This is a genomic window from Psychroserpens luteus (assembly GCF_015319355.1).
GTDB classification, from domain to species: Bacteria; Bacteroidota; Bacteroidia; order Flavobacteriales; family Flavobacteriaceae; genus Psychroserpens; species Psychroserpens luteus.
In genome coordinates this window covers 394,966-419,433 of the sequence record NZ_JADILU010000003.1, presented here as the reverse complement: position 1 = coordinate 419,433, position 24,468 = coordinate 394,966, and the positions used below count along the sequence as shown (strand labels likewise).

Annotated in this window: 20 protein-coding genes; 12 read left to right on the top strand and 8 right to left on the bottom strand. The window is 30.6% G+C overall.

The features are described 5' to 3' along the window. The first annotated feature begins 22 nt into the window (after positions 1 to 22). From IM744_RS08900 to IM744_RS08880, 5 genes are all read left to right on the top strand, one after another. The gene (locus tag IM744_RS08900) at positions 23 to 892 is read left to right on the top strand and encodes an alpha/beta fold hydrolase (protein ID WP_194507775.1); all 870 of its coding nucleotides are present in this window, start codon (positions 23 to 25) and stop codon (positions 890 to 892) included. Continuing rightward, on the top strand, positions 889 to 2,304 hold the full coding sequence (locus tag IM744_RS08895; RefSeq protein ID WP_194507774.1) for a hypothetical protein: 1,416 nt from the start codon (positions 889 to 891) through the stop codon (positions 2,302 to 2,304). Before IM744_RS08900 ends, IM744_RS08895 begins: the two co-directional genes overlap by 4 nt. Before the next feature lie 157 nt (positions 2,305 to 2,461). Further along, the gene (locus tag IM744_RS08890) at positions 2,462 to 4,957 is read left to right on the top strand and encodes a TonB-dependent receptor (protein ID WP_194507773.1); all 2,496 of its coding nucleotides are present in this window, start codon (positions 2,462 to 2,464) and stop codon (positions 4,955 to 4,957) included. Between the two features lie 11 nt (positions 4,958 to 4,968). Further along, the gene (locus IM744_RS08885) at positions 4,969 to 5,751 is read left to right on the top strand and encodes an alpha/beta fold hydrolase (RefSeq protein WP_194507772.1); all 783 of its coding nucleotides are present in this window, start codon (positions 4,969 to 4,971) and stop codon (positions 5,749 to 5,751) included. Beyond that, a complete protein-coding gene (locus IM744_RS08880) occupies positions 5,744 to 6,514 on the top strand; it encodes a 3-hydroxybutyrate dehydrogenase (RefSeq protein WP_194507771.1) in 771 nt (256 codons plus the stop codon). Before IM744_RS08885 ends, IM744_RS08880 begins: the two co-directional genes overlap by 8 nt. A gap of 190 nt (positions 6,515 to 6,704) precedes the next feature. Here IM744_RS08880 and IM744_RS08875 read toward each other — a convergent pair whose 3' ends face one another. Together IM744_RS08875 and IM744_RS08870 are read right to left on the bottom strand one after the other, a co-directional pair. Next, positions 6,705 to 7,556, bottom strand: coding sequence for a phospholipase A (locus IM744_RS08875; RefSeq protein WP_194507770.1), 852 nt, complete (start codon positions 7,554 to 7,556; stop codon positions 6,705 to 6,707). Between the two features lie 188 nt (positions 7,557 to 7,744). Further along, the gene (locus IM744_RS08870) at positions 7,745 to 8,671 is read right to left on the bottom strand and encodes a sterol desaturase family protein (protein ID WP_194507769.1); all 927 of its coding nucleotides are present in this window, start codon (positions 8,669 to 8,671) and stop codon (positions 7,745 to 7,747) included. A gap of 537 nt (positions 8,672 to 9,208) precedes the next feature. Here IM744_RS08870 and IM744_RS08865 point away from each other — a divergent pair. Further along, entirely contained in the window at positions 9,209 to 9,643 is a 435-nt protein-coding gene (locus IM744_RS08865; RefSeq protein WP_194507768.1) for an Hsp20/alpha crystallin family protein, read from the top strand. 102 nt (positions 9,644 to 9,745) lie between these two features. Here IM744_RS08865 and IM744_RS08860 read toward each other — a convergent pair whose 3' ends face one another. The 6 genes from IM744_RS08860 to IM744_RS08835 all read right to left on the bottom strand — a co-directional run bounded on the left by IM744_RS08860 (position 9,746) and on the right by IM744_RS08835 (position 16,161). Next, positions 9,746 to 10,927, bottom strand: a complete 1,182-nt coding sequence (locus tag IM744_RS08860; protein ID WP_194507767.1) for an ABC transporter permease — start codon at positions 10,925 to 10,927, stop codon at positions 9,746 to 9,748. After that, complete coding sequence (locus tag IM744_RS08855) at positions 10,924 to 12,111, bottom strand: ABC transporter permease (protein ID WP_194507766.1); 1,188 nt, start codon at positions 12,109 to 12,111, stop codon at positions 10,924 to 10,926. The genes IM744_RS08860 and IM744_RS08855 overlap by 4 nt, the downstream gene beginning before the upstream one ends. A 6-nt stretch (positions 12,112 to 12,117) precedes the next feature. Next, entirely contained in the window at positions 12,118 to 13,092 is a 975-nt protein-coding gene (locus IM744_RS08850) for an HlyD family secretion protein (protein WP_194507765.1), read from the bottom strand. Between the two features lie 8 nt (positions 13,093 to 13,100). After that, positions 13,101 to 14,582: a TolC family protein gene (locus tag IM744_RS08845; RefSeq protein WP_194507764.1), complete on the bottom strand. Its 1,482-nt coding sequence runs from the start codon at positions 14,580 to 14,582 to the stop codon at positions 13,101 to 13,103. Between the two features lie 211 nt (positions 14,583 to 14,793). Next, a complete protein-coding gene (locus IM744_RS08840) occupies positions 14,794 to 15,426 on the bottom strand; it encodes a YceI family protein (protein ID WP_194507763.1) in 633 nt (210 codons plus the stop codon). A gap of 15 nt (positions 15,427 to 15,441) precedes the next feature. Then, entirely contained in the window at positions 15,442 to 16,161 is a 720-nt protein-coding gene (locus tag IM744_RS08835; protein ID WP_194507762.1) for a peroxiredoxin, read from the bottom strand. A gap of 422 nt (positions 16,162 to 16,583) precedes the next feature. Here IM744_RS08835 and IM744_RS08830 point away from each other — a divergent pair, with 422 nt between their 5' ends. From IM744_RS08830 to IM744_RS08805, 6 genes are all read left to right on the top strand, one after another. Then, positions 16,584 to 17,183 carry a DUF6134 family protein gene (locus IM744_RS08830; RefSeq protein ID WP_194507761.1) on the top strand — a complete coding sequence of 200 codons (600 nt, stop codon included), beginning with the start codon at positions 16,584 to 16,586 and terminating at the stop codon, positions 17,181 to 17,183. Positions 17,184 to 17,186: 3 nt separating this feature from the next. After that, a complete protein-coding gene (gene cls, locus IM744_RS08825; protein WP_194507760.1) occupies positions 17,187 to 18,623 on the top strand; it encodes a cardiolipin synthase in 1,437 nt (478 codons plus the stop codon). A gap of 70 nt (positions 18,624 to 18,693) precedes the next feature. Then, positions 18,694 to 19,461, top strand: coding sequence for a patatin-like phospholipase family protein (locus IM744_RS08820; RefSeq protein WP_194507759.1), 768 nt, complete (start codon positions 18,694 to 18,696; stop codon positions 19,459 to 19,461). Positions 19,462 to 19,515: 54 nt separating this feature from the next. Continuing rightward, entirely contained in the window at positions 19,516 to 20,571 is a 1,056-nt protein-coding gene (locus IM744_RS08815; RefSeq protein ID WP_194507758.1) for a mechanosensitive ion channel family protein, read from the top strand. A gap of 30 nt (positions 20,572 to 20,601) precedes the next feature. Further along, positions 20,602 to 23,376, top strand: coding sequence for a PAS domain-containing sensor histidine kinase (locus IM744_RS08810; protein WP_194507757.1), 2,775 nt, complete (start codon positions 20,602 to 20,604; stop codon positions 23,374 to 23,376). Further along, positions 23,369 to 24,439 carry a response regulator gene (locus IM744_RS08805; protein WP_194507756.1) on the top strand — a complete coding sequence of 357 codons (1,071 nt, stop codon included), beginning with the start codon at positions 23,369 to 23,371 and terminating at the stop codon, positions 24,437 to 24,439. Before IM744_RS08810 ends, IM744_RS08805 begins: the two co-directional genes overlap by 8 nt. Positions 24,440 to 24,468: the final 29 nt, after the last annotated feature.

Here is a 24,468-nt window from a genome sequence, read left to right as displayed (position 1 = left end):
TTCTCAAAACTCAAAAAAGCTCATGAAAGACATACTTTCAGAATATAATTTCAAAACCCATACAACTACGGTAGATAGTTTAGATATAAGTTATATAAAAGAAGGTAAGGATAATAAAACGCTTTTATTTGTTCACGGATTAAGTAGTAATTCTGATGCTTGGGCAAAAAACATTGCAACCCTAAGTAAAAATTATACATGCATTGCGATAGATTTACCTGGTTATGGAAAATCCTCTAAACCAAAAGCAGATTATACACCTAGTTATTTTGCTGAAATCTTACATAAATTTATAGAAAAACTAGAGCTTAAAAACATCATTCTAATTGGTCATTCCATGGGTGGACAAGCAAGTATTAAATTAGCAACTACATATCCTGATGCTATTGAAAAATTAATTTTAGTAGCACCTGCTGGTTTAGAACAATTCACAGATGCTAATGCTACGTTTATGAAATCGTATTTCACACCAGAAACGGTTAAAAACACACCTGATGCTCAAATTGAAAAAAATTACGCACTCAATTTCCATGAACAACCAGAAGACGTTTCTAAAATGGTAAAAGATCGAAAATTAATAAAGGAAGCTTCAGATTTTGATGCACATTGCCAAGCGATTGTTAATAGTATTTCTGGCATGTTAGATGAGCCTGTTTTAAAAGATTTAGAAAACATCTCCCAACCCACTCTAGTGTTGTTTGGAGATAAGGATGCGCTGATTCCTAATCGGTATTTTAATCCAACCTTGACAATTGAAGATGTTAGCAAAATTGCTTTAGAACATATCAAATCTGTACAGGTAGATTATATAAAAGATGCTGGTCACTTTGTACAATATGAAAAACCTACAGAGGTTAATAAACTCATTCTGCAATTTGTAAATGAGAAATGAAAACGAAGCTTAAAAAATTCACAGCGTTTAGTAAAACCATTTTACCTAATGAAGCTAAATATCTTGAAAAAAGATATCAATTTACAGACTCAGAAAAACGTAGCATAATTTCACACGTTATTACCAATGCTTTGTCTCAAAACAAACCTTTAGATTTTGATGACAACATTGATAAGCGAAAATACTCCTATATAAAAGATTGGACTGAAAAGAAACTAGCTAGCATTGATGTTGATACGACTATTGCTTGGATCATGTCTTTGAATAAAAAAATCCTTACAGATGCGATAGCTTCAAACGAAGAAAAAGAATTTCTACATTACATTTCAGCCTATAAAAGCATAGAATATAATTTTCAGAATTTATACGAACTTGCCAAAGAATATAAGTCGTATCTCTTAGTGAGAATGCGCTATAAGGATCATAATACAGTGGCAGATTTTATAGAAACCTATAAAACACATTATGATGAAGCGGTAACTGTTAAAGATCAATTATACTCAGCAACTACAGAGATCACCAATCAATATACAACCAACAATAACGAGACCAAACATCTAGAAACTTGGTTACTTGAAGTTTTTAACAACAAAAACATTGATGGAAAAAACAGATATCAAGCTTTTGTTTTGCTCGCTTTCATGTACACTAATTATAATGAAAATGACAAATTGAAAGTCATTTTTGATCAAATTGACTATTATTTCAATCAAGGCGAAATGTACTCTAGACGCATATTATCTAATTATTATGCGAGTAGAGTTTTGTTACATTCTAAGCAAAATGAGTTTGACAAAGCTGAGTTTTATGGCTATTTATCCATAAGACAAAATAATAATGACGCTTTAATGTATTTGAATAATTTAGTCGCCATTTTATTACGAAATCATAAACCTAAAGAAGCATTTTTACTCTTAGAAAAACACCAGGATTTATATAAAGAAACGCATAATTATCATCAAAAGATTGGGTATTGCTCTTATCAGATTCGTGTGCTGTCTGAGCTTCAGAAAAATGATCTTGCTGAATCTACTGCCAAAACTTTTTTAAAAAAATATAAGAATGAAGTCTTAAACCATCGTTGGCATCATTTTTTTACGTCTTATTTCAATGTCTTAATTATATTAGAAAAATACGATGATGTTTTAAAGTTATCTTCAAAATTTAATCTCATTGAAAAAGAGAGTGAACGACAGAAACAAAATAATTATGTACCTAACATCTCTTGGAGTATTTCGCTTTCAAGATATATGGAAGATAAAATAAATTCTTCGCGCTTATTAGAAGAAATAAAAGCGCCTATACAAGACACTTTACCTACAAAAAATCAAAAGCAATTGATGATAAAAGTTATTGATAGGCTTTCAAATAATTTACCTGAAGCATTTTTAAAGCTAAAGTCACACTTCTAGCCTTTTTCCGAAGAAATCACACTTTTACTACAATAATTATAAAAATTTCAACAAAAACTAAAAAAGTCACACATAGAACCTTATGCTTTTGATCTAGTTTATTTTCTTTTTCATGATAGATTGCCAACTAAACTAATTTAATCAACATTTTTGTATTATGAAAAAACTATTATTATTACTTACCCTCATTAGTTCTTTTATTGTCAATGCTCAAGAGACAGGAACAATCAAAGGATTGATTACAGATGCAAATGGAATGCCTTTAGCCGGAGCATCGGTATCTATAAAAGTCTTAAACAAAGGTGCCATGACCGATTTTGATGGTAATTTCACCATTGAGAATATAGAAGTAGGTACCTATGATGTGACTATCTCTTTTATTGGATATGAATCTCATGATCAAAGCATTACAGTAACTTCTGGAAATACTACGGAATTAAATTCTTCATTAAAAGGATCTGATACGGTATTAGATGAAGTCATTTTAACAGCAAATAAGCAACCTCAAAAAATCACAGATGTACCAGCTACAGTCAATGTTATTAGTGCTAGAGATATAGCAGAGTTTCCAAGTTTTAATATTGGTGAATTAGCAGCAAGACAAAAAGGTGTTGATTTTGTAAGAAGTGGTGTTTTAGGAACAGGAATCAATATTAGAGGATTTAACTCAGCCTTTAATTCTAAAAACTTACAAGTGACAGATGATAGATTATCTACACTAATCGCAACAGGATTACCATTGGGTTCTTTTTCTACAGTAACCAAAGATGATATTTCTCGTGTAGAAATACTTCTAGGTCCAAACGGAACACTATATGGTCCTAATGCACACAATGGACTTGTTAGCACCATAACTAAAAACCCAAGACAATCTGAAGGTACAACGATTGCTGTTGGTGGAGGAAATCAAAGTGTCTTAACTGCAAGAGTAAGACACGCACAAGTTATTAATGATAAGTTTTCTTATAAAGTTCATTTTGAAAGATCTCAAGGAACAGAATTTGATTATGTAGATAGTGTTTACGTTGGCACAACAGCATATAAAGAACTCGATTTAGATCGTGATTTTGATAGTCAAAAATATGGTGCTACATTATTTTATAAGCCAACCAGTAGCTCTGAATTATCAGGATATTATGGACATAGTAACAGTAATAACATTGGTGTTACAAATGCTGGACGTAACCAAATAAAAGATTGGAGTATCGATGTTGCACAAATAAAACTTGTGTCTAAACACTTTTTCGCTAATACTTATTACACATGGAGTAAAACAGATGAAACTTATGCTATGAATCAACGTACACAAAATTATGTATCATTTATAGATAATGGTTTTACAGATGCGGAAGCTCGTGAACGCTCATTTACAGAACAATGGTTTCAAACAGGTACTAATTTTGGTGAAGGAGTTGCACTAGATCGTGGCGCAGTTTTTAAAGACGCTTCTAAACGTTTTAATGCAGAAGCACAATACAATAACAATTGGGATAAATTCTATTTAACTGCTGGTGCACAATATCAATTAGACATGGCAGACTCAAGAGGTACTTATCTATTAGATGAAGGCGGAATAGATTTAGATCAAACTGGAGTTTACACACAATTAGAGTATAAAACAACAGATTCTGGTTGGGGATTTTTGTTAGGAGGAAGAATTGATAATCATCAATTATATGGTTCTAACTTTATCCCAAAAGCTGCAATAACTAAAAAATTAAAAAATGGTACTTTTAGAATTACCTACGGAAAAGGTATTGCAGTACCATCTATTTTAAACCTTAAAGGAAACTTATTTGGAGGATTAGTTTTAGGTAATGGTGAAGGATTTACATTAACAGATGGCACTAAAATTCAAAAATTAGATGTAGAAACTATCAATTCATATGAAATAGGATACAAAGGAAAACTGTCTGATAAATTATTTATAGATACGAATGCATACTACAACCAGTCTGATAATTTTATTAGTCCGTTACGTAATATTGCAGATGCTGCAAATGGTAATAATGTAACTCATATTGGCGACCAGCCAATTGGAGATGTCATAGAAGGCTCTACTGGTTCTTTTGTATTAACTTATTTAAACTTTGGTCATGTGGACACTTACGGAATTGATGTAGGATTAAATTATTATTTCAATGATAATTTTAGATCTACTTTTAACTACTCATATTTTGGTCGTGATTTAGATAAAAATGATCTTGCTAATGACGGAAATTTAGATGGTCAGGTTTTAGAAAGTGAATTACCTATAAATACACCAAATCACAAATTTAGTTTAGGAGTTCACTACAATAAAGGTAAATTTTATGGTGCTATGTATGGTAGATATGTTCAAAAATATGATTTCTTCTCTGGTATAAATGTTGCTGCAGAGACACAAGATCAAGATGGTGATGGTGTAAATGAAATTGTTGAAAATGCACAAGTAGGAAGAACTTGGAACTATGGACAATTAGGAGGTTTTACTGTAGATGCAAATGCAGGTTACAACTTTAATGATAATCTTTCTTTAGGTTTAAGTATTACAAATTTATTTAATGCAAAAATTAGAGAGTTTGTTGCTTCTCCAGTTATTGAAACACTAGTTTCTTTCGAATTAAAATATAAAATGAATTTCTTCAAAAAGAAATCATCAAGTAATAATTAAGTTTCTAAACCATGTCAAAAATACAAGTTAATACTATAGAACTTGACTATGAAGATTATGGAAAAGGAAACGTACTTCTATTACTTCATGGATTAGGATCAACAAAAAAAGATTGGGACGCACAAGTCCCTTTCTTTTCTAAAACACATCGTGTTATCACTTTAGACTTAAGAGGTCATGGAGATTCTACAATACCATTAAATGATTATGGTGTAGAATTAATGACTGAAGATGTAAAACAGCTATTAGACCAACTCAATATAAAAAAGGCAACACTTGTTGGTTTTTCTATGGGTGGAGCTATAGCTTTTGAAATGGCTTCGAAACATCCTGAATACTTAGAAAATCTAGTGATTGTAAATAGTGGTCCAGATTTTAATGATATGGGTAAAATAGGTGAAGATCTTTTAAGGAATCGAACAGAATTTCTAGAAACAAAAGGAATAGAAACGTTGGCTAAAGAAATTTCATTTAATATGTTCCCTGAAGCACATCAAATAGATATGCGAAACAAATTTGAAGAACGATGCAAAAAGAATGATTACAATGCATACTTCAAATCTTTTGTAACCTTAATGGATTGGGGTTTAGGAGATAGAATAAAAGATATAAAAACCAGAACCCTTGTTGTTGCATCAGATATGGATTATACACCAGTTTCGTTCAAGGAAAATTATGTCAAAAAATTATCTAATGCCACTTTAGTTGTTATTAAAAACTCAAGACATGGTGTTGTAATAGACCAACCAGAAGCATTTAATATAGAACTAGAAAAATTTTTAAAGCATGAATAAAACAGTTCTTATTACGGGAAGCACAAGCGGAATTGGTTTAGGCATTGCACGTCAATTTGCCGAAGCTGGTTATAACATTATGTTTCATGGCTTAGAAACCGATGGAGCGGAAATAGCAAATCAAATAGGCGAAAAATACAATGTGAAAGTTGCTTTTTCTAATGCCAATTTATTACAATCTGAAGCTATTGAAGGATTAGTAAATGAAACTATTAAAATATTTGGAGAACTGCATGTTTTAGTAAATAATGCAGGTATACAATTTGTTTCACCAATTGAAGAATTCCCAAATAGTAAGTACGAAAACATAATAGCAATAAACATGAACGCTGTTTTTTATGCCTCTAAAGCGGTTTGGAAACAAATGAAAAAACAAAAATTCGGAAGAATCATTAATGTGTCTTCTGTTCATGGTATAAGAGCATCAGAATTTAAATCGGCTTACGTTACTGCAAAACATGGTGTAATTGGCATGACCAAAGTATTAGCCTTAGAAGGCGCACCCTTCAATATAACGTGTAATGCTATTTGTCCTGGTTATGTAAAAACACCTTTAGTTGAAGGTCAAATAAAAGATCAAGCTAAAGTACATCATATGACCGAAGATGAAGTTGTAGAAAAAGTAATGCTAAAAAAACAAGCTGTAAAACAATTTGTACCTCTAGAAGCTATTGCAGATATGGCAATTCTTCTTGCAAAAGATAGCTCTACAACGATAACAGGATCATCATTTGTTTTAGATGGAGGTTGGAGCGCACAATAGTTAAATGTGAATTTAATTGAACTCATTCTATTTATAAAACAACCATTATTTACATTTAGGCATCAGGAAATTTTTAAGTGTTAGTCGAAAATTCTGATGTCTATTTTGTAAAACACCTTCTCAAACCTATTTATTATTTAAAAAATTTATAGTAAGGTATAAATTGAAAAAACATTAAAACGTTATTAAATTATTTTCCCCTAAACCATCTAAACTCATCTGTTTTAATAACATAGCCTAGTCTGATCATACTATTGGATTGCTGGTAGTTGAGCAAGCCCTCTCCTTGTCCCACAAACCACTCTAACATAAGGTATTGATTGGATATGTTATTATTAAACGGATTATAATAAACACGTGATTGTACAGAACCTTTTCCTTCAAAATTGAGTCCTTTTCTCAAGTTTAGATCAAACATTATTTTGTCTGGTATTAAGGTGTGCGTCACATTGATTTCTCCCAAACCTGTATATTCTAAAAGATCTGGATTACCATCTTTGTAAGCAAATGGCGCCCAAACTTTAAAAGTTGCAACAGTATTTTTAAGTATGTTGGTTGTATATTCAAAACTTATACGATTCCAACTTCTAGAAGCAATACTATCTCTACCATTAGATTCATGCTCCAATGATAGTGTTGCCAATCCTTTTAAACGTTCTTGTTTATCATAAATTACTTTACCTATGGCTATTGATGGATTAAAATTAATATCCTTAAAAGGAAACGAGCCTTCATAAATATTCCAAAATGCTTTTTGAGTATATGTCAAATATATATAAGTGTCTAAAGGTAGCTTGCTTCTTGTAAGAATCTGCTTAAAACTAATTTGGTATTTGGCATTTGCTGAAGTGCTTTCAATCTTTTTATTAGTAGGTACACCTGTAATAAAGTAATTGTCCTTATATATTGAAAAGTATGGTGTTTTTGCCAAAGAATCTTGCAACTCTTGTTTTGTGTATGCTTGGGAATTACAATTAACAATTGTAAACACAGTAATTATAAAAATTGAAAGTGATGACTGATTAAGTTTAAGTTGCTTCATATAGTAACTTTTGAATAAAAACTGGTTAAATTTTACTCTGCAAAGCTAATTGTTAGACATATAAAATATTAACTTAAATACTTCGGAAATTATCTTAAACAAGAAAAAAAATCATTTTAAAAAGTAGATTTCTAATCTTTATAAAATGAATTAATCTGATCTATTTAGGATTAAGAGACTTTAAATTTTTAAACCTTAGAAGCATTTGCAAGCTCCAACCTAATTTGTTTTATTGTCAATGTACTACCATCATGACTCCAACCAGGAGGACCAAAAACATACATAAACTTGTGATACCAATTGTTAGATTTCTTCATGTCCTCCCAAATATTCTTGTATTCGTGTGTTAAAATAACAAATATATTATATGAATTTGGTGGTACGGAAACTCCGTATTCTATAGCAATAGAATCATCAAGTTCTTTCCAGGTACCAAAGACTCTATCAAATATATTGAGAAAACCACCGTGGTTTTTATCCATGTATTCAATATTACGAGCATGATGAACTTGGTGCATGGTATGTGTATTAAGAAACTTCTCTATAAAACCCATTTTTTTAATATACTTTGTATGTAGCTGAAATTGCCATAAGGCTTCAATACCTAAACACACAACTAGCATTTCTGGTGGAAAACCAATAATTACAATCCAAACATAAAAAAAGGGCTTATAAAAAATAGTAAACCAACCGTTACGAACAGCAGTACCCAAATTAAAATTATCTGAAGAATGATGCACAATATGTGCTGCCCATAGTAACCTAACCATATGATTTTGACGATGGAACCAATAATAAGTAAAATCATCTAAAAGCATACATATCACCCAAATATACCAAGCATAACCAAAAGATTCATAACCCATGATATTTGTACGAATGCCATTTACCATTGGATTGAAAATGTCATAAGCAAAATTAAGCACAAAAATTACAGAGACTGTTTTAATAAGCGCACCAAGTATTGCAGAACCTATACCAAGCGATAGACTTGATGCTAAATCTTTCCAATTATATAGTTCCTTATCATCTAAAGTTTTACTGTAAGAAAGCTCTATGGCTATAAAACCTAAAAAACATGGAACTCCGTAAACTAAAGGGTTAGTAAAATCCATTTATTATTTTTATAAATATTTTATTGATGAGAATAAGTTATGTAGAGAATAACTTTATATTAATGACGACTAAAAAATAACCTATCAATAATTTCAAATCTGTTAGAATCATTTTTTTTGTAAATATACATTATAGCTCATATAATAGAGCATGCTTATTGTGTTACTTTTCGATAATACAGAAAGTTATTTTTCAAAAATAACAAGGCAATAGCTAATATTAACATAAATATGTCGTAAAAAACATCTAGATTATTTTTGAATTAAACCAAGAATCTTTCCCAATGCACCTCTACTCAAACAAAGTTAGATTATTAATGTTATAGTTAGATTTCCATTTATTCATGATTAAATATTTAATACAGCATAGAAAGACATTTATAATTAAATTATCTATTTCAATTAATCCATTCAAAATAACAAAAAAATCATTAAGCATTCATAATTAGATCATTCCACTGATCTAAGTCATTTGATGAACTCTGTTTTAGATATAATTTAGCACTATAATTATTGTTTAATTTAAATCTTAAAATTATGTCACTAGTAAAATTTAAAAGAAGCCCTTTAGAAAATCTTATTACATCAGATTTTTTTGAAAACAACGATTTTTTCGACAACCGCTTATGGAACAAGAAACTCGATGAACCTGCATTAAACATTAAAGAAACAAAAGATGCATTTGAAGTTGAATTAGCAGCTCCTGGCTTTGCGAAAAAAGACTTTGATGTCTCAATTGATAATGGTTGCCTAAATATTTCGGCTGAAAGTTCAAATTCTAAAGAAGAAAAAGACGATAACTACACACGTCAAGAATTTAGTTACAATTCGTTTGAGAAAAGACTACAACTTCCAGATTCAGTAAAAGAAGAAGACATTAAAGCCAAATACAAAGATGGTGTTCTTAGTTTTAATCTTGTTAAAAAAGAGGAATCTAAAAATCATAAACCTAAAAAAGTAGAGATTGCTTAATCACAACATCTATGAAAAAGGAGGAGATGAATCATTTCATCTCCTCCTTTTTTTTTCTATTTGCTAAAACACTTTAATCCTTCCAAACACCAATTACTCTAATTATTTTATAACTGATTTTAACGTCATTCTCTGCTTTTTTAAATAATTTAATCTTAAGAAAGTAGCTATATATCCTATTAATAATAAAATTAGTAGATGAATGATCTCTTCGTAGTACAAATTACTGTCAACTCCCATAATAGTTACTTTCTTTAGAAAAGTAAAAAAAGGTTTTAAAGGAATAAGATTAGAGATGAACTGCAAAAAAAGAGGCATTTCACTTACAGACCAAGTAATTCCTGTGATTAAAAAAATAGGATATGATGTAAATGCCATGACTTCCATAGCTCTTACTTGCGATTTAAAAAATGAAGTCACAAACCATCCATATAAAAGTGTTGTAAATAAGAACAGTATTGAGACTATAATTAACGAAAAGATGCTTCCTTTAATAGGCAAATCAAAAAAAGGAAAGACCACAAAATAGGTCAGCAACATATAAGCTGTATATAATATTAAATAGAATCCTGTTTTTCCAAATATATAATTGATAACATTGTTTTTGCTCTCTTCAAAACCGATGGTCATCAATCCGTTTTTACGGTCAGATGACACACTTTCAGACAAACCAATAAGTAAGGTTTGATGTAAAATCAATATTAGTAATGCAGGTAATAAAAAATTACCATAATTATTGGTAGGATTATAAACTGCATTAACTTGAGCTGTTATAGGATTTGCCTTTTGTTTTGCGAAAGAAGGATTTATGCCTTTAGACTCAAAGAATTTTTGGCGTGCTTCTAAAGCATAATCTATTGCAACTAGATTTACTGCCTTATTGATATCGTTTGATGATAAAAACTTTGTATTGATTAATATTAAACCAATTGGAGAACTTTCATTTTTCTTTAATTTTTTCTCAAAACCATTAGGAATATTTATAATTCCTTGTATTTCGAATTCATTCAAGCCACATTTAGCTTCTAAAAAATTCGTATAGGTTTTGGTGATGGCTATTTTTTGTGTTGCATTAACCTTGTTTAGAAATGCCTTACTACTTTTTGTTTGATCTAAATCTACAATTCCAACACTTACTTGTTCTTCATCTTTATTTATATAAGTAGATCCCATCAATAAAAAATAAAGTAAGGGAGCTACTAACAAAGCCAACAAAACACTATGGTCATTTTGTACAAGTTCAGCTTCTTTTTTAAATAATTTCCAAATAACGCTTAGGTTCATACTTTAGCTAATTTTGGAGTTATAAAAATGTGTTTCCTATTAATAATAAGACCTGTAACAATCAATAAAACCCCTACTATTAGAAATAACATCAATTTCCAAACCTCTGGCCAAATAAAAGATAAAGGTGTGTCTAATTGATAGATTTTAAGAAACGCTGTCAAAAAATGAGTATATGGTATTGCTTGTGCATACATGATATTAAACCAAGGCATTGCCCAAATAGGAAATGTAAAACCACTAAACACAAATGCTGGCGAATTATAGAATATTGCAATATCAAGTGCTATAATTTCATTTTTAACAATCAATGATAATCCAAAACCAAGTAAAATATTAACGCTTATAAAAAGAACTAATAGAGACAATAAGTGTATGATATTTCCATAAATAGGAATTCCAAAAACAGGAAAAACTATTGCGAATATTAATCCGCTTAATCCTAATCCATATACCAAAAACGCAAAATACTTACCCAATATTATGGATAAAATATTTCCTTTTGAGGTTGTATACAACTGGCTGTAAGTTTCTGCTTTCCATTCATTATTAAAAGCTCTTGATGCTGCTAAAAAAATAATCATTTGCAGTAAAACCGTTGTTAAACCTGGTAATAAATAATAGACATAATTGTATTGAGGATTCCCTAAAACTCTTGTGTTTATTTTAATAGGGAGTACTGTTCCCATAATTTTAGCAGGATTAATTCCCAATGGTGCTATTTTTTTTATCACTACTGCTCCACTAACTGCTTGTGTTACTTCTAATGCAGATTTATACAAAAGATTACCAAAAACAATATTGGTAGAATTAGTATATATTTTTACTTGAACAGGTACACTTTTAAGTATGTCTTTATGAAAATCTTTTGGGATATAAAATACGCCTTGAACTTCGTTCTTTATAAAAGCACTTTCAATAGCATCTTTAGACGACAAATAATGGGTTACATTTAGATAAGGAGAAGACTCCAAAAAACGAATATAAGTGCGACTCAATGTACTATTGTCATTATCATAAACTGCAACAGAAACTTCTCTAAGAGAACCTTTGTAATAAATTGAACCTAATAAAAAAAACACAACTAAAGGAATCAGAACAAACAGATTTCTTATTGATTTCTGTCGTGCTAATCTTAGCATTTCCTTTTTAAAAACTTGATATATAGGCCAATTTTTAAACATCTATATTTATTTGTAAATCTGGATAGACATACCTGGACGTAAGTCTTTAATACGTTCTTGAGGTTTTAAGTGAATCTCAAATGTTTTGAGTTCATATTCTCCTTTAGCTTTTACTGGTACCCAAGTCGCAAAATCTGCCATAGGCGCTATATAAGTAACTTTAAAATTAACCTCATCATTGCCTAAACCTGGTACTTTTGCTTTATACAGATTATCCATTTTAAAATCTACCAAATCATCTTCTCTGACGTTAAATATTGCATAGATTTTTTCTGGTCGTTGTATGGTTAAAATGGGATATCCTGCTGACATCACCTCGCCTTCTTCAGCAATTTGATTACTTACAATTCCAGAAATTGGAGCGATAATTTGTAATTCATCGTAATACGTTTCTACTTCGTTATAAGCACCTTTAGCACTTTCATAACTTCCGTATGCTGCACTAACATCTTCTTTTCTAGCACCATTTTTAGCCATTTCCCAAAAAGATTTGGCTGCATTCATTTGCTCTTTAGCTGCATCATACTTAAACTGAAGCTCGTCCATTTCTTGTTTAGATATGATACTATCTGCATAAAGGGCTTGGAATCTTTTATAGGTTTTTTCTGCAAAACCATACTGGCTTTTAGCCATTTGATATTGGTTTTCAAGAGCACTGATCTCTTCTTTTCTAGCACCAAATTCTGCTTTATCAACCAAAGAACGCGCAGCTTTAACCATACCTTCTGCTTGGTTTTTCTTTGCATCAAGCACATCTGGTTCTAAGGTTGCTAAAACCTGTCCTTTTTCTACAGTATTTCCTTTTTCTATTAATATGCTATTGACCCTTCCAGGAATTTCAGAAGACACATTTACTTCTGTAGTTTCTAGTAAACCCGAATATATTTTCTGCTCAGGAGTACTTGCTTTAACAATAAAAAACACAATTGAAAACAAGATAATTACTACAGGAATTACTAATGTGATATATGCTTTTTTCATATTAATATTTATTTACTAGTAATTATTGGAATTATTTTTTCTGGTTCTCCTATAGCTGTATATAGATTAACGATAGCTTTATAATAACCATCTAAAGCCACCAATTGTTCCACTTTTGATTTTTCATACAATAGTGAGGCATCTATTACATCAATAGATTTGCCTAAACCTTCTTCAAAACGTCGTGTGTTAATTCTAAGATTTTCTTTAGCCAGATCGACTGTTGTTATATGGCTAGTGTATAGTTTTTGCTGATTAAGAGCATTGATATAGTTACTTTCAACAAGTAAGTGAATCTGTTGTGTGGCATATTTTTTCGCATTTTCCACTTCTTTTTGTAAATGTTTACTTGCCTTTAACTTATTAATGTCTTTAAATCCATTAAAAATATTAATCTGAGCCTGTACACCAACAATAAACTTAGGAGGAATAATTGGTAGGTCTTCACGTAACATATTAAAGGTTCCAAAAGCAGCTATATTGGGCATGAATTTAGATTTCTCAATCGCATGAGATTGCTTTGCCATAATCTCTTTTTGATTAATTAATTCTAAAGCAGGTTGCTGGACATAAGCTGTATTTAAAAGGCTATCAAGATCTAAGGAAAGATGATGATATGCAATACTATCCATAACTCGAAATGCTTCGGAATCGGGCAAATTCATAGTCGTTCGTAAAGCCATTTTTGCCAATTGCAATTTATTCAAGTCATTATTCAGGTCTTTCTCTGCATTAGCAACCGCTACTTGAGCTCTCAATAAAACATGTTTGGGAAGAATCTCCAACTGAATAGCACGAGCTGCTTGTTCTTTATGTTTAAGCATTCCTTCATATACTTGCTGGCGCGTTTTAACGACTTGATTTAAAAGCACCACATTAAGATAACGTTCTATAAGTTCGTTCGCAATTTCATTTTTAATCTGTTTTAACTCTATGTTAGCAGTCTCTAATTCTGCTTTTGCATATTTTTTTCCAGCAATTATTTTTCCTCCTGTAAAAATAGGCTGAGTGGCAGTAATTGCTGCTGTTGGTATTTGTTGATTATCTATAACAACATTGTATGCAGGAAGTTGACTTAAAGCATTCACAATTGTACTATAAGCGGTTTCTGAGGTTATTCCAGATAAACCTATTTGATCACCATAAGCTTCCACAAATGCTGCACCATATTTACCTCCCAAATCATCTAAAGAACTTTTAAGCTGAGATGTATTTACCTCCATATTTTCACTCAAATAGGTATAACCAAATAAAAGATTAACAGAAGGTAAAAAATTCCCTTTAGCAGCCTTGTCTGCATATATTTTTTGTTCTACACGTTCAGAATAACGTTTAATCTGTTCATTATTATGATAACTCAATTCCAATGCCTGAGCCATACTTAGTTCACGTTCTTGCCCTTTTACAAAAAGGGGGAAAAGTATTGTGATAATTAAGATTAATAATACTATTAATCGTGGCTTTTCAAATTCTCTGATCCTATTTTTCATCTGTTTTATAAAAAAATACTTACTTAAAATCATTCTTCAAAAATAGGTCTTCACTCATTCAATTATAATGACTTAAATCATATCAAAGAAAAAAAGGCTATAGCCACATATAAATGTTGTCTTTAGTTTTGATGTAATTAAAAAAAGGAGGAGACGAATCATTTCATCTCCTCCTTTTTTGTTTCTATTTAAGTTTATACTAATTGAAACGCTATCTTGTTTTAACTGGAAGTTTTATTTCCACATCTACATCAGGCCAAAGTTTTGAAATCCCATCGGTTCCTGTATGAAGTTCATAGCATGCTTTGTTTAAAGATTGCATTGCCTCTTGTCCATTCCATGTGTTTAAATCAATTTTGGCAGTCATTACTAATGTATCATTTTTAAATGCATATGTGTAATCTAAAGAATGTGTCATATTATTCATCTTTAAACTAACAATTCCTTTTCCTTGATTTGCTTCTAAAACTGAACCTTCTATAGTATTGGTATTAAAAACTTTAAAAAAAGAAGTTCTTAATTTTGGATCTCTTATTTCTGAGTTAGAATTTACAGATGCTGTAGCAATTGATATTTTAGACTGTTTTAGTAAATTTTCAATAGATTTAGCTTTATCTACTCCTGAAAATTTAAAGTCTTCAAACTTACCGCTAACACCAAGTTTTTCTGTAAACTTATAGGCTGTCCATAAAACTGAAACACCAGCAGTATCTATAGAATATAAGTGATTCTCCTCGATATTAACATTCTCAATTGTATCCGTTTTTTCTTTTTTTGACTTATTACAAGATAAAATCAGTAATAGTAGAGCCAAATAAACTGTTTTTTTTAATAATTGTTTCATAAAATTAGAATAGTATTATTTTTTAAGAATTTTATCTAAAACGGTATCTTTATCTAATGTCTTAGTACAGAAAAACCAATCTTTACAGTCCAAACCTTCAGTAGAAGTCATTCTTGCTTCTGCTGCACCACAAGATCCTGCAGGAGATACAATCACATCGTCACCTGGATTCCAATCTGCTGGTGTTGCTACATTAAACTTATCTGCTGTTTGCATAGCTATTAAAGCTCTATAAATCTCATCAAAATTTCTTCCTAAGCTTAAAGGATAGTAAATTATAGCTCTAATAGTCCCTTTTGGATCAATAAAAAACACAGCTCTTACTGCTTGCGTTTTGCTTTCATTAGGTTGAATCATTCCATATTTCTTGGCTACTTCCATTGATATATCTTCTATCAAAGGGAATTGAACCGAAACATTCTTCATTCCATTAAATTCAATTTTATCTTTAATGGTTCTTAACCACGCAATGTGGCTATATAAACCATCAATAGATAGTCCTACTAATTTACAGTTGGCTTTACTAAACTTCTCTTCTAAATGAGCAAATGTTATAAATTCTGAAGTACATACAGGTGTGAAATCTGCTGGATGACTAAACAAAATCACCCATTCTCCTGCGTAATCATCTGGAAAATTAATATCTCCTTGAGTCGTTACTGCTTTAAATTTTGGAGCTTCATCACCTATTCTTGGCATTGGAGTTATCTGTTCTTGTTCTTGTATTGTTTCCATATTTATTGTATTATTTATTAAACAATTATTAATAAGTTAAAATTATAGATAGTTGTTAATTCCTGAAATGACTTAGGTCATGTTTTTCGATTTTTTAATTACAATAATTTCTACGGAATTTATAAGTTATGGTACCTGACTTAATGCTTATTAAATTATTGAAATACTTTATCTCTTTCCGAAGAAAATATCTACTTTCATTATTAAACAACAGGTTTAATATTAATATCTGCTTTTGCAACTAATTGAATCTCAAAAAAGCAGCTGATTTCACTGGGTTTAAATTTATTTCATGCAAAAAATTAATGGACTTAAATCATGAATAGAAGTTACTTCTCGAAATGACATAAGTCACATTCTTTTCTATTTTAAAATGGTAATTTGCGACATAAACTATTAGTTAAACTCATTATCTCAGTTTTATGATTAAGAATTTAATACTCATTATATTTTTTATGAACTTAGGGAGTGTTTCAAATCCTTCAGAAGAAAAAATATACTTTGATATCGTACGTAACAACAAAGTAATTGGAAGCCTAAAAGCGACTAGAACAATCAAAGATTCTAAAATCCATTATCAAAGTTCTACAACAATCGAAACCAAAATCATAAAAGATATTCGCGTCAATTATAAATATGACGTCACTTTTGAAGCTGAATTGTTAGAGAAGTCAAATGTAAATATTACTGTAAATGAAAATCCACATGCTAAAACAGTAACAGAATGGGAGGACGACAGTTATCAAGTTGTCAAAAATGGAAAGAATGAAAACATCATAAATGATTCCATCTCCTACTCTACTGTACAGATGTATTTTAAAGAACCTGTAAACATTAATACTTGTTATTCAGAACAAAATGGTAGTTTTAATACCATAATTGCAATGGGAAATCATACTTATAAAAAAGTAAACTCAAAGGAAAATGAAAACATCTACTATTACGACATGGGTATTTTAAAAAAAGCAACCATTGATGGTGGTCTCATTAAATTTGAAATCGTTGCGAGCAACAAACAATAAACTATGATAATAGCAATTATATTATATTTCCTTTTGGCATTTGTTTTAATGGGAAGGTTATTGCTTTATGGCGTAAGACCAACTAAAACCTTAGCATGGCTACTGGCCATTTTTACCGTTCCTGTTGGAGGCATGCTTTTTTATTTTATTCTTGGACGTAATAGAAGAAAAAACAAATTTTATACACTTAAAAAGACCAAAGAGATTTCGAAATATTACGCAAATGTCGAAGATTATTATAGTAAACTGGATAACACCAAAAACAGTACTATTCCAAATGCGATTAAAGAGCACATTAAGTTGGCAAAACTAATCACAAAAGGATCCAAATTTTTACCCAGTACAGGAAACGAATTAATCCCATTAAAAAATGGAAAAGCGACCTTTGAAGCTATTTTTGCAGCTTTAGAGAAGGCTGAAAAGTTTATTCATATTCAGTATTATATTTTTGAAGAAGGTGATTTAGCCGAAAAATTTAAGACCATATTAATAGAAAAAGTAAAGAAAGGTGTCGAAGTACGTTTTCTATATGATGCTTTAGGCAGCAGAACATTAAGCAACTCATACATAAATAGTCTTAAAGCAGAAGGCATAGAAGTATATGCTTTTTTACCAATGAAACTAGGTAGACTACTTTCTTCTATTAATTACAGAAACCATCGAAAAATTGTTATTGTTGATGGTATTGTGGCTTTTACAGGCGGAATTAATGTGTCTGACAAATATATAACTGGCGATCCAGTTTTAGGAAAATGGTACGATATGCACCTGCAATTAAAAGGTACAATAGTCAATAGCTTACAAGCTGTTTTTACAATGGATTGGAGTTTTGCAAGTGGCAAAGACAATCTACTAAACACCAAATACATATTAAAACATTCAACATTAGGAAAATCAGTAGCGCAAATTGTTGCTAGTGGTCCTGATTCTGATTTTTCTTCTATACAACAACTTTATTTTTCAATAATTAATAGCGCAAAACAATATGTTTATATAACGAACCCATATATAATTCCTGGAGAAGCAATACTACAAGCATTACAAGTAGCAGCCATGAGTGGCGTTGATATTAGAGTATTACTATCGACTAATTCAGATAGCTTTTTAGTCAAATGGAATGTGCGTTCTTACTTTGAAGATTTATTAGCATCAGGAGTCAAAATCTACTTATATCCAGATGGTTTTTTACATAGTAAAGTCATTATTTCTGATGATGCCTTAACTTCCATTGGTACTGCTAATCTAGATATTAGAAGCTTTGAGCAAAATTATGAAGTAAATGCGCTTATTTACGACAGCAAAATAACCAAAGAACTGAAACAAGATTTTTTAAATGATTGTAATAAAAGTAGCCAAATGGACTATCAACAACATCTTAAAAGACCCAAAACAGATCGTTTAAAAGAAGGAATAGCAAAAGTATTTAGCCCAGTTTTGTAATCAACTGATAATAATCATTATTTATTCATAAGTAACTTAATACTTTTGTATTAACCAATACAACTTATAGATGAATACAGGATTAGTACTTTCTGGTGGAGGAGCTCGAGGCGCAGCTCATATAGGTGCCATAAAAGCTTTAGAAGAGTTTGGCATTTCACCCACACACATTTCAGGAACAAGTGCAGGAGCCATTATTGGTGCTTTATATGCAGCAGGTGTGAGTTGGTCTGAAATGTTAAATTTCTTCAAAACAATATCCATATTTCAAACTACTAGATATGCTCGCAATAAACCTGGATTTATAAATTCAGAAAAATTTTATGATGACCTTAAAGTGTATTTTCCTATAGATGATTTTAATGTATTAGAAAAATCGTTATTTATAACTGCAGCAAATGTCATTGATGGCACATTAAAAATATTCAAAAAAGGACAACTTATAAAACCCATTATAGCTTCTGCTTCTTTCCCAGGTGTTTTTACACCAACCGAGATTAATGGAAAGTTCTACATCGATGGTGGTACTTTAAACAATTTCCCTGTAGAACCCTTAAAAAAAGACTGTGACAAAATTATTGGGATATACGTTAATCCTTTAAAAAAAATTAGCATTAAAGATTTAAAACATTCTTATAGTGTAGTAGAAAGAGCCTATAAAATTAAAGTCGCTTCAGAATCTATGTTAAAATTTCCAGACTGTGATTTGGTTATTTCTCCTGAAGAATTAATTAATTATGGCACTTTTGATATGAACAGCATTGATGCTATTTTCAATTTGGGTTATACAACCACAAAAAAAGCTCTAGAAGCAAACCATACTATATTAGAAAAGTAATGATGACCCAAGTCTTTTTAAATGAAAGAACACTAGCCTATTTCACATAATCAAATGACTATAAACAACATAAAAACACCTCTCAATCTAGAATCTTGGATCACGTATAGTTTAGTAATCTTAAGCTGTATATTAATAGGTCTTATTTTACGATGGATTTTATTTTCACTTATTAAATTTTCTAACAAAAGAAAACCAACCGTTTTAAAAGCACAGTTATTAAAGCATTTAAAAGCACCTACCAAATTTCTTTTACCCATATTATTTATCTACAGTTCTCTTTCTATTCTAGAGTTAAATTCCTTTTGGCATAAAATTATTGAAAGTCTTATCATCATCAATTTATCTTGGATGATAATTGCTACATTAAATGCAGTAGAAGAAATAGTAAAACAAAAATTCACTAATAACGGTAATCATATAACAAAGGACAGAAAAGTATTGACGCAATTACGGTTTTTAAAGAGTCTTTCCATTGTTATTATTTTCACACTTGCTATAGCTGCTATTTTATGGAATATTCCTGAAGTAAGAAAACTAGGCACCACTATACTTACATCAGCAGGTGTCATTGGTATCATAGCAGGTGTAGCTGCTCAAAAATCAATTGCTAACCTAATCACCGGATTTCAAATTGCATTTACTCAACCTATTAAAATAGACGACGAAGTTGTTATAGAAGGAGAATATGGTACCGTAGAAGATATTACGCTAACCTATGTTGTTATTAAAACATGGGATCAAAGACGATTGGTTTTGCCACTTAATTATTTTAATGATCATTCTTTTGTAAACTGGACCTTTAATTCTACCGAATTAATTGGTTCTGTTTTTCTCTATGTAGATTACACCTTTCCTGTTGCCGATTTGAGAACAAAACTAATGGCTATTTTAAAAGAACATCCTTTATGGGATAAAAAAACAGGAGAACTTTTGGTGACAAACAGCAATGAAAAAGCCATAGAAATACGTGCCACTTTTAGTGCGAAAAACGCTTCAGACACTTGGACTATGCGTTGTGAAATACGAGAACAATTAATTAATTTTATACAAGAAAAATATCCTGCGTCTTTACCTAAACTAAGACAAATGGACGTATTTAAAATATAAACGTTAATGACTATCTATAAAATATAAAAAATGATAGATGAATTAAAAGATAATGTCCTTTTTAAAAGTATTTTCCATTCTTCCGTAGAAGGTATTTTGGTCATTGATGATTGTGGTGTTATTATTAAAGCCAATCCTGCATGCGAGCAAATGTTTGGTTACAACAAACAAGAATTAATTAATAAAACAGTAGAAAATCTTATTCCAAACAAATTCAAAAAAAATCACGAATCCCATAGAACCAACTATGCAAAAAAACCCAAATCAAGACGTATGGGACAGGATTTGGATTTATGGGGATTGAAAAAAGATGGTTCACAATTTCCGTTAGAAATAAGTTTAAGTCCTACAGAAATTGATAATAAACAGCTTGTAATTGCTTTTATAATAGATATTACAGAGCGTATGTCTGCAAAACAAGCATTACTAGCTAGTGAAAGCAGAATGGCAGAAGCTCAGCGCCTTGCACATGTAGGAAATTGGCATTGGAATATAAAAACGAACGAGAGAAACTGGTCCGATGAATTTTACAGAATCCTTGATCTTCTTCCTGGAGATAAAACACTGAATTCAGAAACTGTAAGAGATTTTATTCATCCAGAAGATAAAAAAAATACAATACAAGCTATAAACGATGCTGTAAAAAATAAAACACCATATAAACACAAGCAAAGAATTGTTAGACCAGATGGCACTGTAAGACACATTCTGGCAAAAGGGGTAACAAAATATGATGCAGAAGGCAAGCCAGAAGAACTATATGGTACCATCCAAGATATTACTAGGCATAAAAACATTGAATTAAAACTAAAAAACAGTCAAGAAAAAACCCAAGCCTTACTAGAAGCTTTACCAGACGTCATGATACTTTATGACAAACACGGAAATCATCTAGAGGTTCACGCTCCTGAAGACTACCAACTTATAGCACCTTACGAGGACCACATAGGTAATAATATTGATAAGATACTTCCAAAAAAAGTTTGCGAGAAAATAAGAAAAGGATTTGCCGATTGCGAAAAAACGAGAGAAAATCAAATAGTAGAATACTCCCTTAACATTATGGGAAAGCTTACGCATTTTGAATCCCGAATAGTTAAAACAGACACCAATAATTTTTTATGCATCATACGGGATATTACCGAAAGTGAAAATGCAGAAAAAAAGATTCTAGAAAATGAACAAAGACTCCGATTAACTTTAGAAGCAGGCGAATTTGGTTCTTGGGATTGGAATTTACTTTCCGATAAAATAGTAAGAGACAAATACCAAAACTCTTTATTTGGTATGGAAACAGAAGAACATACAACTACTTATCAAGCTTTTTTAAATAATATACATCCTGAAGATAGAGATAAGGTACAATTAGCAATAACGGAAGCGATAAAAAAAACCAGTAATTATACTGTACAATATAGAATAACACATCCTGATTTATCGATACATTGGCTTCAAGAAAAAGGAAAGGTTTTCAAAAACTCAAAAGGCAAACCAGAACGCATAATAGGTGTAACCAATAGTATTACAAAACAGAAGTTAGCAGAAGAAAAATTAAAAGAAAGTGAAGAAAAGCTTCGTGATTATACTCTAGAATTAGAAGAAAAGGTAGCAGAACGAACCAAAGAATTAACAACAGTTGTTCAAAAATTAGTAGAATCTAACTTAAGTCTTGAAGACCAAATTAATGAAACTAAGGAGGCTGAAAATAAAGCTTTAAGTAGTATGCAATTACTTAATGATATTTCTCATTGCTTTCCAAAAGGGTTTATAGCAGTAATAGATTCCTCTTTTTCACTTGTATTTATTAATGGTGAAGAACTTGAAGAGTTAGGCTTTAAAAATTTGATGAATAAATCAACCTTATTTAATAAAATTACTGGAGTTCCAGAAGATGTAAAGACAATAGTTAAGAATAATATAAAAAAGACGTTTAATGGAGAACACCTCTCTTTTGAAATCACATTTCAAGATAGATATTACCTAGTCAATACGACACCATTATTAAACAAAGAGAACCAAATAGAACGCGTATTGTTAGTTCATAATAACATCACCTTACAAAAAAGAGCAGAACTTGAAATTTTCAATACGTTAAAAAAAGAACGTGAATTAAGCGAATTAAAATCGAGGTTCATCTCTATGGCTTCGCATGAATTTAGGACTCCTTTAAGTGCTATTCTGTCTTCAGCAATACTCATTGAAAAACAAAACGAGCCTGGAAAAGAAGATAAAAGAATAGGTTATGTAACTAAAATTAGATCTAATGTAAAAAATCTTGTTGTGATACTTAATGACTTCCTTTCTTTAAGTAAGTTGCAAGAAGGAAAAGTAACTGCGCATCCTGAGTCATTCAATCTTATTGATTTTTCTAAATCGTTAATTGAAGAAATTGATGGTATCAAAAAAGAAGGTCAAATTATTAATTTTCAATGTGAGCATTCCACTATTAATGTGATTTTAGATATCAAATTACTAAAACACATTCTGTATAACTTAGTATCTAATGCTATAAAGTATTCTGAAGAACAACAAGATATAACCATTATAATAGAAGTTAAAAACCAGTTAGTATGCATTGAAATAAAAGATCAAGGTATAGGTATTCCAACAGAAGATCAAGACCATATGTTTCAACGTTTTTATCGTGCAAATAATGCTTCCAATATCCAAGGTACTGGTTTAGGACTAAATATTGTGAAGCAATACACAGAGTTAATGGATGGTACAATTAACTTTAAAAGTGAAATAAATAAAGGTTCTACCTTTTGTATAACCTTTCCTTTAAATGAAAAAAAAGATGAATAAAATACTATTAATTGAGGACAATCAAGACGTACGAGAAAATACTGCAGATATTCTTGAATTAGAAAATTATACTGTCATTACTGCGGAAAACGGTAAAATAGGTGTTGAAAAAGCTTTAAAGCATGCTCCAGATCTTATTCTTTGCGATATTATGATGCCAGAATTAGATGGTTTTGGTGTTTTTGAAAGCTTAAGTAAAAACCATAAAACAGCGAGTATTCCTTTTATTTTTCTAACTGCTAAATCGGAAAAAACAGATGTAAGAAAAGGAATGAATATTGGTGTAGACGATTATCTAACCAAACCATTTGAAGAGGATGAATTATTAGATGCTATAGCATGTCGTATAAAAAAGAGTGATTTTTTAAAAAAAGAATTCTCTAAAAACATTGAAGGTATTAGTGAATTTATTAACGAAGCTTCAGACTACTTAAAACTAGAAGAACTCTCTAATGATCGCAACCTTGAAAAGTATAAAACTAAAGAATACATTTTTACAGAAGGCACTGCTGCACATCAATTATATTTTATACAAAGTGGGAATGTAAAAACATATAGAACTACCGAATCTGGAAAAGAATTTGTTACAGGTTTATATGGTCCTGGAGATTTTATAGGGCAATTATCGCTACTTGGAGATAAAGGCTTGTATGTAGAAACTGCCAGTGTATTGGAAGATGCTGAGATTTGCGGAATCCCAAAAGCAGATTTCACAAAACTCTTGTATGGTAACAAAGAGGTCTCTAATAAATTTATAGATATCATCTCTAATAATTTAATAGACATGCAGGAGCATCTGGTAGATATGGCTTATTCTACTGTACGAAAAAGAACAGCCAAAGCATTGTTAGAATTAGATCATAAAGGACTAATAAAAGATAGTAAACATACTGGAATTAGTATTCCTAGAGAAGATTTTGCTGGATTAATTGGTACAGCAACAGAAACCGCTATTAGAATGTTAACCGAATTTAAACATGAAGGTTTAATTGATGTAGAAACAAATAGAAGACTTGTTATATTAGACAAAGAAAGACTAAAACAAATTTCAGAATTTGGATAGTAGACAATAAAGGAAAAAGAGTTTCACCA

What these genes read in the sequence shown, in the direction of transcription:
- IM744_RS08900 (WP_194507775.1), top strand. Translation starts at nt 23, where the DNA reads ATGAAAGACATACTTTCAGAATATAATTTCAAAACCCATACAACTACG.
- IM744_RS08895 (WP_194507774.1), top strand. Translation starts at nt 889, where the DNA reads ATGAAAACGAAGCTTAAAAAATTCACAGCGTTTAGTAAAACCATTTTA.
- IM744_RS08890 (WP_194507773.1), top strand. Translation starts at nt 2,462, where the DNA reads ATGAAAAAACTATTATTATTACTTACCCTCATTAGTTCTTTTATTGTC.
- IM744_RS08885 (WP_194507772.1), top strand. Translation starts at nt 4,969, where the DNA reads ATGTCAAAAATACAAGTTAATACTATAGAACTTGACTATGAAGATTAT.
- IM744_RS08880 (WP_194507771.1), top strand. Translation starts at nt 5,744, where the DNA reads ATGAATAAAACAGTTCTTATTACGGGAAGCACAAGCGGAATTGGTTTA.
- IM744_RS08875 (WP_194507770.1), bottom strand. Translation starts at nt 7,556, where the DNA reads ATGAAGCAACTTAAACTTAATCAGTCATCACTTTCAATTTTTATAATT.
- IM744_RS08870 (WP_194507769.1), bottom strand. Translation starts at nt 8,671, where the DNA reads ATGGATTTTACTAACCCTTTAGTTTACGGAGTTCCATGTTTTTTAGGT.
- IM744_RS08865 (WP_194507768.1), top strand. Translation starts at nt 9,209, where the DNA reads ATGTCACTAGTAAAATTTAAAAGAAGCCCTTTAGAAAATCTTATTACA.
- IM744_RS08860 (WP_194507767.1), bottom strand. Translation starts at nt 10,927, where the DNA reads ATGAACCTAAGCGTTATTTGGAAATTATTTAAAAAAGAAGCTGAACTT.
- IM744_RS08855 (WP_194507766.1), bottom strand. Translation starts at nt 12,111, where the DNA reads ATGTTTAAAAATTGGCCTATATATCAAGTTTTTAAAAAGGAAATGCTA.
- IM744_RS08850 (WP_194507765.1), bottom strand. Translation starts at nt 13,092, where the DNA reads ATGAAAAAAGCATATATCACATTAGTAATTCCTGTAGTAATTATCTTG.
- IM744_RS08845 (WP_194507764.1), bottom strand. Translation starts at nt 14,582, where the DNA reads ATGAAAAATAGGATCAGAGAATTTGAAAAGCCACGATTAATAGTATTA.
- IM744_RS08840 (WP_194507763.1), bottom strand. Translation starts at nt 15,426, where the DNA reads ATGAAACAATTATTAAAAAAAACAGTTTATTTGGCTCTACTATTACTG.
- IM744_RS08835 (WP_194507762.1), bottom strand. Translation starts at nt 16,161, where the DNA reads ATGGAAACAATACAAGAACAAGAACAGATAACTCCAATGCCAAGAATA.
- IM744_RS08830 (WP_194507761.1), top strand. Translation starts at nt 16,584, where the DNA reads ATGATTAAGAATTTAATACTCATTATATTTTTTATGAACTTAGGGAGT.
- cls (WP_194507760.1), top strand. Translation starts at nt 17,187, where the DNA reads ATGATAATAGCAATTATATTATATTTCCTTTTGGCATTTGTTTTAATG.
- IM744_RS08820 (WP_194507759.1), top strand. Translation starts at nt 18,694, where the DNA reads ATGAATACAGGATTAGTACTTTCTGGTGGAGGAGCTCGAGGCGCAGCT.
- IM744_RS08815 (WP_194507758.1), top strand. Translation starts at nt 19,516, where the DNA reads ATGACTATAAACAACATAAAAACACCTCTCAATCTAGAATCTTGGATC.
- IM744_RS08810 (WP_194507757.1), top strand. Translation starts at nt 20,602, where the DNA reads ATGATAGATGAATTAAAAGATAATGTCCTTTTTAAAAGTATTTTCCAT.
- IM744_RS08805 (WP_194507756.1), top strand. Translation starts at nt 23,369, where the DNA reads ATGAATAAAATACTATTAATTGAGGACAATCAAGACGTACGAGAAAAT.